This window comes from Vibrio rotiferianus, from assembly GCF_002214395.1.
GTDB classification, from domain to species: domain Bacteria; phylum Pseudomonadota; class Gammaproteobacteria; order Enterobacterales; family Vibrionaceae; genus Vibrio; species Vibrio rotiferianus.
This window is the reverse complement of the sequence record NZ_CP018311.1, coordinates 1,567,432-1,578,558: the sequence shown is the minus strand read 5'-3', so window position 1 is coordinate 1,578,558 and position 11,127 is coordinate 1,567,432. Positions and strand designations below refer to the sequence as shown.

At 44.9% G+C, this 11,127-nt stretch carries 7 protein-coding genes; 4 read left to right on the top strand and 3 right to left on the bottom strand.

The genetic code is table 11. From position 1 onward, the window contains the following. Nucleotides 1-104: 104 nt before the first annotated feature. Nucleotides 105-1,652 (bottom strand): arylsulfatase, encoded by a 1,548-nt coding sequence (locus BSZ04_RS07405; protein ID WP_005431765.1) that lies wholly within the window; start codon nucleotides 1,650-1,652, stop codon nucleotides 105-107. A 345-nt stretch (nucleotides 1,653-1,997) separates the two neighbouring features. On the opposite strand from BSZ04_RS07405, the gene BSZ04_RS07400 reads away from it, so the two are divergent. From BSZ04_RS07400 to BSZ04_RS07385, 4 genes are all read left to right on the top strand, one after another. After that, complete coding sequence (locus BSZ04_RS07400) at nucleotides 1,998-3,563, top strand: arylsulfatase (RefSeq protein ID WP_038886403.1); 1,566 nt, start codon at nucleotides 1,998-2,000, stop codon at nucleotides 3,561-3,563. Between the two features lie 267 nt (nucleotides 3,564-3,830). After that, nucleotides 3,831-4,589: a response regulator transcription factor gene (locus BSZ04_RS07395; RefSeq protein ID WP_088880019.1), complete on the top strand. Its 759-nt coding sequence runs from the start codon at nucleotides 3,831-3,833 to the stop codon at nucleotides 4,587-4,589. After that, nucleotides 4,586-5,926, top strand: a complete 1,341-nt coding sequence (locus BSZ04_RS07390; RefSeq protein WP_088880018.1) for a sensor histidine kinase — start codon at nucleotides 4,586-4,588, stop codon at nucleotides 5,924-5,926. Before BSZ04_RS07395 ends, BSZ04_RS07390 begins: the two co-directional genes overlap by 4 nt. 108 nt (nucleotides 5,927-6,034) lie before the next feature. Continuing rightward, nucleotides 6,035-7,960: a TonB-dependent receptor domain-containing protein gene (locus BSZ04_RS07385; protein ID WP_088880017.1), complete on the top strand. Its 1,926-nt coding sequence runs from the start codon at nucleotides 6,035-6,037 to the stop codon at nucleotides 7,958-7,960. Nucleotides 7,961-7,999: 39 nt separating this feature from the next. Here BSZ04_RS07385 and BSZ04_RS07380 read toward each other — a convergent pair whose 3' ends face one another. After that, nucleotides 8,000-9,820 (bottom strand): SUMF1/EgtB/PvdO family nonheme iron enzyme, encoded by a 1,821-nt coding sequence (locus tag BSZ04_RS07380; protein WP_088880016.1) that lies wholly within the window; start codon nucleotides 9,818-9,820, stop codon nucleotides 8,000-8,002. A 90-nt stretch (nucleotides 9,821-9,910) separates the two neighbouring features. Then, nucleotides 9,911-11,023 (bottom strand): PEGA domain-containing protein, encoded by a 1,113-nt coding sequence (locus tag BSZ04_RS07375; protein WP_010452337.1) that lies wholly within the window; start codon nucleotides 11,021-11,023, stop codon nucleotides 9,911-9,913. Nucleotides 11,024-11,127: the final 104 nt, after the last annotated feature.

Genomic DNA, 11,127 nt, shown 5'->3' with positions numbered 1-11,127 from the left:
GTGTTTTTTCTTTTTAGACAAGCAATTACATGAGTTTTAAGAAAAACTGAAACGAAGCGCAAAAAAAGAGGCTCCGAAGAGCCCCACGTTTAATTGCAATCAATCTATTTATTATGACTTTCTTGCAGTTTCTCCATCACTTGGTCAAGTGAGAAGCTTGCTGCTTTCTGTCTTGGTGGGAATTCTTGGAACGTCTCTAAGAATTTGCCCACATAAGCCTGCGCAGGAACAAGCATGTACGCATGGTCGATCAACCAATCGTAGTAAGTGTTCGACGTAATATCGGCCACTTCGTATGGGTCCATACGTAGGTTGAAGATCTTAGGCACACGTAATGGAGTAAACGGTTCAGCCCAAATTTGCAACGTACCTTTCGCGCGCTGCTCTAGGAATACGATCTTCCAGTTGCGGAAACGCAGTGAACTCAAATCACCATCATCTGTGAAGTAGAAGATTTCTTCACGCGGCCCTTTCTCTTCTTTACCGGTTAGGTAAGGCAGAAAGTTGTAGCCATCAAGGTGGTTTTTGAATGTCTTGTCACCCGCTGTATAACCTTTCAGGAGCTTCTCTTTGATTTGATCATCACCCGCGGCTGCCAAGAACGTTGGCATCCAGTCCATATGGTGCATGATCTCATTAGAAACACTTCCCGGTTCAATTTTACCCGGCCAGCGAACCATTGCTGGAACGCGGAATGCCCCTTCCCAGTTGGTGTTTTTCTCACCACGGAATGGGGTTGTACCTGCATCTGGCCACGAGTTCATGTGTGGGCCGTTATCGGTGGAGTAAAATACAATGGTGTTGTCTTGAATGCCTAGGTCATCCACTTTCTTTAAAAGCTGACCCACGTGGTTATCGTGCTCAACCATACCGTCGGCATAAAAGCTGATGCCCGTTTTACCTAGATTGCCTTCTTTGACGTGAGTACGGAAGTGCATGCGAGTTGCGTTCCACCAGACGAAAAACGGCTTGTCTGCTTTCACCGCGCGATCCATGAAATCAAGCGCCGCGTCTAACGTTTCTTCATCTACCGTTTCCATACGCTTGCGCGTTAGAGGCCCGGTATCTTCGATTTTGCCGTCAGCGAAGGATTTAATAACACCGCGAGGACCGAATTTCTTACGGAATTCTGGGTCTTTCGGGTAATCCACATTCTCTGGTTCTTCCTCGGCGTTCAAGTGATAAAGGTTGCCAAAAAATTCGTCAAAGCCGTGGTTGGTTGGAAGGTGTTCATCTTTATCACCTAAGTGATTTTTACCGAACTGCCCCGTCATGTAACCGAGTGGTTTGAGCATTTCTGCAATCGTCGCATCTTCTGCTTGTAAGCCCAGATCCGCGCCTGGGAGGCCTACTTTACTCAAGCCCGTTCTCAGAACAGTTTGACCAGTTATAAATGTAGAACGACCCGCAGTACAAGATTGCTCACCATAATAGTCGGTGAACATCATGCCTTCTTTTGCGATCCTATCAATGTTAGGGGTTTTGTAACCCATTAAGCCAAATGTGTAGGCGCTAATATTCGATTGACCGATATCATCACCCCAGATGACCAGAATGTTCGGTTTTTCTGCTGCGATACTGCTACTTGTCGCGCCAATAAAAGCTGCGGCAAGAATCGCTAATCGGCGCTTCACGCCATAATTCGCTGTCATATAAACCTCTGTCCGTATTAGAAAAGTACATCCTGCACACAAACATATAGTTCACAAAATAGACTAATGCGAATCCAATGGCATAAATAAACTTGGGCTAAAACTAAGGTCGATAGAGACTCATTGTAAACAAGATTAACGTGACCCAAGTCTCGCTTCAGTTTTCCATACAAAGAGCAAGGTTTGAATATTAAACTTATAAAACAATGAGTTAATTACCTGCATAACTTATGGTTATAAACACTATAAAGCGACATTCTTCAATTGCATCATTAACTTAATAGCCAACGAAGCGTAGGTAGTAACTGTGCTTCTCTTCCAACTTTCAACCAATTTGGAGTTTTTATGGCTAACCAAATGAGCAAGCTGGCTGTCGGTCTCGGCGTACTGGCAACCTCAAGCGCAGCAGTGGCGGCAGACAAACCAAACATCCTTGCGATTTTTGGTGATGACGTTGGTTACTGGAACATCAGTGCGTACAACCAAGGTATGATGGGTTACGAAACCCCGAATATCGACCGTATCGCAAACGAAGGTGCACTATTTACTGATCACTACGGTCAGCAATCTTGTACTGCCGGCCGTGCATCATTCATCACAGGCCAAGAACCGTTCCGTACTGGCTTGCTTACAATCGGTATGCCAGGATCAACTCATGGTATCCCAGACTGGGCACCAACCATTGCCGACCTTCTAAAAGGGCAAGGCTACATGACGGCTCAGTTCGGTAAGAACCACTTGGGTGACCAAGACCAGCACTTACCAACTAATCATGGTTTCGACGAGTTCTTTGGTAACCTTTACCACCTAAACGCTGAAGAAGAACCAGAAACATACTACTACCCGAAAGACCCTGAGTTCCGTAAAAACTACGGTCCTCGTGGTGTAATCAAGTCATTTGCTGACGGTAAGATCGAAGACACTGGCCCAATGACACGTAAGCGTATGGAGCATGCGGATGAAGAGTTCCTAGAAACGTCATTGGCGTTCATGGAAAAAGCCGTAAAAGCAGACAAGCCTTTCTTCATCTGGCACAACACCACCCGTATGCACGTTTGGACTCGTCTACAAGAAAAGTACCAAGGTAAATCTGGCATCAGTATCTACGCAGATGGCATGCTAGAGCATGATGATCAAGTGGGTGTTCTACTGGATAAATTGGATGAGCTAGGTGTCGCTGACAACACTATCGTGATCTACTCAACCGATAACGGTGCTGAGACCGTATCTTGGCCTGACGGCGGTGCAACACCTTTCCACGGTGAAAAAGGTACCACTTGGGAAGGCGGCATGCGCGTTCCTCAGCTTGTTCGTTGGCCTGGTGTAATCGAACCAGGTACTAAGATCAACGAAATGATGGCGCACCAAGACTGGTTACCAACACTGATGGCAGCAGCAGGCGTTCCTGACGTGAAAGAGAAGCTGGCTAAAGGCTACAAAGCAAATGGCAAAGACTGGCGCGTACATATTGATGGCTACAACTTCATGCCTTACTTCCAAGGTAAAGAAGAGAAAGGTCCACGTGAATCGCTACTGTACTTCACAGCAAACGGTGAACTGAACGCAGTTCGCTGGAACGATTGGAAACTGCACTTCGCTACACTAGAAGGTAACATCACGGATGCGGTTCGTTTCGCGCCAAACTGGCCGAAGATCATCCATCTACGTGCTGACCCATTCGAGAAAGCGCCTCACGAATCTGGTATGTACCTACGCTGGATGGCAGACAACATGTGGTTGTTCGTACCTATCCAAGACGTGCTAGGCGAGTTCTTCCAGACGTTGCCGGATTACCCAATGCAGCAAGGCCAAATGATGAACCCTGCATCAATTAGCTACCAATCTCTTGGCCTACAAGGGAAAATGAAACAGCTAGAACAACTTCAGCAAGAAGTTAAGAAAATGAAATAGTTTCTTTTGCTACTACCGAAAAAACCCACCAGCCTTGGTGGGTTTTCTTTTTTTCACTTTTATCCGTTAGCCGCTTGTTCTTTACTAATTGACCGCCCTATACCACACGTTCGCATCACCTCCCTCTCCGATAACGAAACTTCTAATTAGGTCGCACTTTGACGCTCGATTACTAATAACTGATAGCTTTCTCATTCAGCACATTGATTTTCACTAGCTTATTTTTGATAATGATTCGTATTATCAAACAATGAGTAATGCATCAACATGTTCAGCCCAACGTCAGTCGCTACTACTTCTCATCAAAACTGGTCGTCTAGTGCTCCCTCAACTGCTCCTTCTATTTTGTTAGTTGAAGATGATCCCGATCTCAACCTTCAACTCACCGAACTGCTCAAAGAGCAAGGTTACAGCGTGATTTCTATGTTCAGTGGTGACGATGGTGTAAGTGCCTTTCATCAACAAACGTTCGACTTAGTGATTTTAGATGTGAACCTACCCAACCTTGACGGATTTGAAGTGCTCAATGTGATTCGATCGCAGTCACAAGCCCCCGTTGTCATGCTCACCGCTTACGGTGCGGAAGAGTATCGGATTCAAGGTCTTAAATGTGGTGCGGATGATTACATTACTAAACCCTGTAACTTCACCGAGGTTAGCTTGCGTGTCGAAGCGATACTGCGCCGAACCCAACTGACTCAACAACCTAACTCTGCTACAAAACTCAGTGATAGAGAGCTTCTTCTCAGTAAGCAGACGCATTCCGTTACGCTTCATCACCGCCCAGAAATGGAACCTGTTCAACTCACACCGATTCAGTTCAAGTTACTTTGGACTTTAATCGAACATCGCGGTGAAGTGTTAAGTAAACCCTTTCTCTATCAAACCGTTCTAGAGCGTCAGTTCAGTCAATACGACCGTGCTCTTGATATGCACTTAAGCCGAGTACGCAAGCGCCTCATCGCAGAGGGAATGTCTAACGATCGCATCCAAACCGTTCATAGCAAGGGATACATTTTTAAATGAAAAAAATGCTGTTTTGGCGGCTATTTATCGTCTTATCCCTCGGAGTGGTGATCTTTTTCTCTCTGATTCATAGTGCGGCCATCCTCTCTAACGAGAAAATGAGCTATTTAAAGAAGTCTCATCGTCAACAAATTTTAGATTGGGGCAATACCGCACAAACCTTCATTGACCAACAAGATTGGCACGGACTTGATGTTTGGCTAGAAGAACTTGCTATCAAAGAATCAACTTGGGCGACCGTGTTGCAATCCCACCTTGACGTAAAAGGAGGAAACACGCTCAACGAACGTTTTTGGCAAGGTTATGGAATTGGTCGAAGTGTAGAGTGGAAGATTCACCTCGATTTCCCAGATAACCCAATTATGGAAGTCCCACTCTCTCCATTCGGATACCATTTTTTGATTCTATTACCTGATCGAATGCGGCCGGGAACCTACATGTCTCATGCGTTTTGGCTATTTCGCTTTGTCATTCCCTTTCTTTCTCTACTAGCACTGACTGTGTATTTGTACCGTTATGTTATGCGCCCCTTGCAGCAGTTTCATCGTGCCAGTCAAGCTTTCAGTCAGGGCGATTACTCTGCTCGTATTGGGCATACAATGAAACTAGGCAACGACGAGATTAGCCAAGTCGCTCGTACTTTCGACAAAATGGCAGAACGAACGTCAGATGTGATTCAGCACAACCGCAACCTTATTGCGGACATGTCACATGAGATACGTACCCCACTCGCTCGAATTGAGATGGCAATTGACTGCGTAGATAAAAATATCGAACGCGAGCAAATGCTAGAACGAATCAAAAGCGATACTCAAAAAATGCGAGCGACCGCCGAAGACACACTGACCCTTGCGTGGATTGAAAATGAGCAACCAAACTTAAGAACCGAGTCGTTTGATCTCGCCGAGCTGATTGAAATCATCGTAGAAGATGCGCGTTTTGAATACCCAGATAAACAGGTTTCATTGCTGCAAGAACATTCTCTTCCTCTACAAGACTCAAACCAAATGGCGCTGAGCCAATCTTTGGAGAACATCATTCGTAACGGTCTGCGATACACACAAACAAAAGAAACGTTAGACATTCGCGTTCTCACCAAATCCAATCATTATCAAATCTTGATTACCGACTCTGGTCCGGGTATCGACCCTAGTCTGTATCGACAAATCTTCAAACCCTTCTTTAAAGCAAATAACCAAGTTACATCCCGAAAAGGCTTTGGTGTAGGTCTTGCACTCGCCAAGCGCCACATCGAAGCAGTAGGCGGCATGATCACCGCTTACAACGCAGCACAAAAGGGATTGACGATGGATATTTCAGTACCTAAACGACGCTAATTCCGGCTCCTCAAAAGGATTGTAACAGTTGTAAAAGTCGTTTACTCAAAGAAGAAGAATCACCAAAATCCCACTCGATAATAATTCTCATTAACAATGGAGGTTACGGTGTCTGCTTCAACCGTATTTAAGCTAAGCCCACTCACCATCGCGCTTGTGGTTGCATCACAATCAGCGTTCGCCAAGGATGACATTGAAGTGATGGAGGTGCTAGGACACACCCCGGAAGAAATCGATATTACGATAGACTCCGACCAGCTCGCCAAATCACAAGCTCAAGATTTGAATGACATTTTCCGTAAAGATGCAGAAGTGAGCGTCGGTGGCTCTTCTGGTGTTTCTCAAAAGATCTATGTCCGCGGTCTGGAAGATACCATGCTGAATGTATCTATCGACGGTGCAGAGCAATCCGGAAACCTATTCCACCATCAAGGTCGACTCTCTATTGAACCTGAACTTCTCAAGCAAGTTGATGTGAGTGCAGGTACAGGTCGTGCAACAGACGGACCAGGTGCACTCGGTGGCGCGATTAAGTTCACCACTAAAGATGCACACGATCTCCTTGCCGCAGGTGAAACCTATGGTGCGATGCTAAAGGGCGGTTATTACACCAATAATGAGGGTTACAAGGTTTCAGCAAGTTTATACGGAGAAGTCGCTGATCAGCTTGGTCTTCTGGCTTCATTTGGTTACGTCGACGGTGATAACATCGAAGACGGCAAAGGTCAGGAACAACCCTACACAGCGTTAGAGCAACAAATTGCGCTTCTAAAGCTTTCTGGTCAGTTGAATGACGAACATTACTTATCTGTCAGTTACGACTACCGCAATGATGATGGTCGACGTTTAAATCGCCCTCACTTCCAGCCAAGCTTTAAAAATGCGCCTCTCGATCAAGAAACCGATCGTTCTACTTTTACTCTGAATCACAAATACGCAGCAAGCGAACTATTTAATTTAGACACGACTTTCTACTACACCGATAGCCGCTTAGCCCATAAAGATCATCCTCGTTGGGGCACCAGTGATGGTTCGATCCAGACTACTGGCGTAAAGATATTCAACACTAGTAAATTTACCGACCACACCTTGGTCTATGGCTTGGATTACAAGAAAGACAAATCTGAGTTTGAAACCAACTACGATGGAAAAAAGGATGATGAAGAAAAAGGCACAGTCTATGGTCTGTTTGTCCAAGATGATTGGATGCTAACAGAAACCATCATCCTTACCGCAGGTGCTCGTTATGACTGGTATGAGCTTACTGATAACATGGATCAAGATTTTGATTCGAGCGGCTTTAGCCCTAACGTGGGTATTAATTACAATGCGTTGGAAGGTTTGAACCTATTTGCTAGTTATGCAGAAGCGTTCCGTGGTCAACAAATCAAAGAACTGTTTGTTATCGACTACCGCGAAAACGACCCAAATCGTAAGCCTGAAGAAGCACGTAACATAGAGCTGGGGGCAAATTACCAATACGATGATTTCTTTGCTGGCGTCACCTTCTTTGATAACACCATCAAAGACGTGGTAACAAACCAAGGCGCGGTTTACACCAATGTGGGTGATTTAGAAAACCAAGGTATTACCGCTTACTTAGGTTATGCGATTGCTGATGTCTCTGCCCGATTGAGTTACAACCAATCCCGTCCTGAACTTAACGGTACCCCACTATCAGATGAAGACTCTACATTGGGAACATCGATTGGTGATACTTGGGTGCTTGATCTTATCTACCAACCAATGGAAAACCTTGAGTTTGGCTGGAACGCACGATTTGTTGAACGCTTAACCGATGTAGCGGATCCAACCGTTCATCCAGAAAAGCCAGGCTATGGTGTGCACGATGTTTACGCATACTGGATGCCATTAGCTGATGAAGAACTGTCCTTAACCCTATCGGTGAAGAACGTCTTTGATAAGTACTACTTCGACCATGCCTCATACATGGCATACATCGGAAGCCCAGTAGCACAAGGTTATGCGAGCCCGGGGCGTGATTTCCGATTCAATATTACCTATGCATTTTAAGAGCGAAGAATAAAAAGGAGAGGTTACCCTCTCCTTTTTTTATAGCTCTCTTAAAACCCTGAATCCGGCAAAATTTGCGGCAGACGACGGTGAGATAAACAGTTGAGCTTCAGATTTTGCTTTATCCGCGGAGAAGCTCCATGCCCCACCCTTTAATATACCTTTCGGGTCGGCTGTCCATTCCCAAACATTACCTACCATATCGTACATACCCAAATGGTTGGCTGCGAATGACTTAACAGGAGACGCACTTTGGTTTGACCAAGGTGTACCGCCCCAACCTGTGTTTGCTCTACCTACACCGAAATCACTGCCCCACCAGTACGCATCTGTAGAGCCTGCTCGACTGGCGATTTCCCACTCATCCTCAGAAGGTAGACGGTACTTGTAGCCTGTCTGCTTAGATAACCAATTAGCATAGGCATTAGCATCATTTTTACTCACACAAACCACCGGATAATCGGTATTTTGCTTGTAACCAGGTGACTGCCAATTGTTTCCTGCCACTGGCACAATCGTCGCTTCATCAATGGTTGTACAAATATGAGTCAACTCAGCGTCCGTTTTATAACCCGTTGCTGTCACAAATGCGTTGAACTCTTCGACCGTCACTGGGGCAATCCCCAATGCAAATCCTTTAGACAGGGTAACCTGTTTTGCCGCATTTTCACCGACTAAAAAAGTACCAGCGGTAACCACAGACATTTCTGGTGCATTAGTGTTTTTATTGATGTAGTCGGCAAAAGTCTCCCCAGCCTTTGGTGCATTAGATTTTGCAACTAGGTTTGCACGGATTGTTTGATCCTGCCCAATGGTAAATTGGCGGCTAAATGATTTGTAACCCTCTTTCTCAATAGTAATTTGATGAGTGCCACCTGATAGCATCACCTCTATTGGCGTTGAGCCATAGCGAACACCATCAATTGTCACACGATCATCAAATTGACTAGAGCGAATCATCACCGTATGCCAAGCAATCTCGACACTTTGCGATTGCTCCTCTCCTAGTGATGGTGCAAAACAGTACTTTGAATCAAGGTCTAACAACTTACACGCAGCGTTATCGGCAGGCTTTGATGTCAAGCCCACTTTTAAAGTGGTTTTATACCTGTTCTGGTCAAAGAAACGAGACGACCCCTCTGAGTACTCTGATACATGGATATTCAAAGAAGCCGAAGCTTGATTTTGCAACACGATTTGCGATTCTGAAGTGTTGGATATGACATTTGATTTAAATTGCCCAACCGCTTTCTGAATCGCTAAGTTTAATGTTTGCTTCTTACACGCATCCAATGTCATGTCACTGGCACAGGTATTTACATAACTCACTGTCTCTGTGCCGGTTTTTTGAATCTCTTCTCGAAGCAACGCAACTCGAGCTCGTTTTTTCTTCTCGCTTAACTCATGAATCGTCAACTCGACTTGATGTTGAATTGCCTTGGCTTCTGAAAGCTCGTTCTTGATTTCTTCCTGCTTCTGCTGCGATGCTAATAAATCTGACTGCGCTTTTTTAACGTCATTCCAAGCACTTTGGTAATGTTGCTGGCTAGGAGTAATATCAAGCTCTGGTTCATCAATCATCTTGGCATAATCCGCTGATAATTGTGATTTCGCTTTGGCTAGCTTCGTTTCCAAGCTGTTAATCTGCTTTGAGAGCCTGGAGGTCTCAGCAATTTGATTGTCAAATCGCGTTTGGATTTCAGAAACATGTTCCTTCGCATCCTGCAATTCTGAGTTTTTCTCAAACAACGTACTTTGAATAGCCGTTGGAGTCTGGCTAGGCTCAATTTGAGCGAGAGTTGGCAGTGATGCAAGTGAAGGGACCATCGCCAACACAAGAGCAGATAAACCGTAACGCATTGTTCCTACTTATATTTCTAGTTATGACGCAAAACGCCACTTCACCATATGTATGGTAAAGTGGCGATGATTCAATAGCTTTGAAGACTCTTAGCCTTTGCTGTTTTCGGCAAGCTTAACCCAAACCGTATCACGGTTGTTAAGGTAAATTTCACGATTGTAAGTTTCATAGCCTTGCTTGGATACCGTAACTTGGTGCTTACCTTTCGGCAGCATCAACTCAACGGGTGTGCTGCCATAGCTTACACCGTTAATCGTCACCGCATCACCATATTGATCAGAACGAACTGTCAAGTTAACCCAACTTTTAGGTGGCTGCTTCTTACTTGATGTTTTTGTTGTTGCTTGACCATTTAGACAGTAACGAGTTGATAGCCCCAGTAGCTTACATGCTGCCGTCGCTTCCGGTCTTGCCTGAAGTTGCGCTTGAATATGTGTCGCGTAATCACCGTTACCAGAGAAACCACTTTCAATTACTTGGCTTTCCTGTACGTAGATGTTCAGCTGAACTCCTTGCAAATTCTGACGTACAAGCTCTGATTCAGTTAAATCGTTGATCAACTTACCTTTAAAGGTATTCACCGCTTTTTGCTTTGTCAGGTACTGACCTTGACTACTACACTCGCCCAAAGTCATAGAAGGTGAACAGTTTGTTGTATAACGAGTCTCTAAAACGGCACTTTCTCTTAGCTCTGTTTCCAGACGCTTTACACGAGCATCAAAACGCGACTCTTGAAGGTTTGTGTACTCACTATTCATTCTAGCTAACTTATGCTTAAGCTGTGAAAGGCGAGATTCGGATTCTTCTATAGACTGGGTTAGCTTAAGCTGTTCTGTTTGATTATCTTTTACTGCAGCCCAACTCTCTTGGTACTGCTTTTGGAAAGAGACAAGATCTGTATCAGGGTCTTCTAGCAAGCGGGAATACTGCTTATCAAGCGCTGACTTAGCACGGTTTCTTTTAGCCTCTAGCTCTTCACCCGCAGATGCCAAACGCACTTTATCATTCTGTAATTGACGCAGTGCCGATTTTTGCTCGTCATACTTTGCGTCTAAATCTTGAATCTCTTGATGCTTAATTTCGATTTTTTGGTCAACAGCAGCAACAAGGTCTGGCTGAGCACCGTCTTGGGCTAGTACGTAAGTCGAACCCATAGAGCAAGCTAGCGCAATGGTAAGCGCTGAAACTGAACGTGTTTTCATAATTCCCTGCTAATGTAACGCGGCATCAAACTATACGCCGGGGTAATGGCAATTTACCCAATAGACAACTTATCTCTATTTTTATTTTTGAGCTTTATAGAGAA

Coding starts and splice junctions, on each gene's coding strand:
- BSZ04_RS07400 (WP_038886403.1), top strand. CDS start 1,998: ATGGCTAACCAAATGAGCAAGCTGGCTGTCGGTCTCGGCGTACTGGCA.
- BSZ04_RS07390 (WP_088880018.1), top strand. CDS start 4,586: ATGAAAAAAATGCTGTTTTGGCGGCTATTTATCGTCTTATCCCTCGGA.
- BSZ04_RS07405 (WP_005431765.1), bottom strand. CDS start 1,652: ATGACAGCGAATTATGGCGTGAAGCGCCGATTAGCGATTCTTGCCGCA.
- BSZ04_RS07395 (WP_088880019.1), top strand. CDS start 3,831: ATGTTCAGCCCAACGTCAGTCGCTACTACTTCTCATCAAAACTGGTCG.
- BSZ04_RS07375 (WP_010452337.1), bottom strand. CDS start 11,023: ATGAAAACACGTTCAGTTTCAGCGCTTACCATTGCGCTAGCTTGCTCT.
- BSZ04_RS07380 (WP_088880016.1), bottom strand. CDS start 9,820: ATGCGTTACGGTTTATCTGCTCTTGTGTTGGCGATGGTCCCTTCACTT.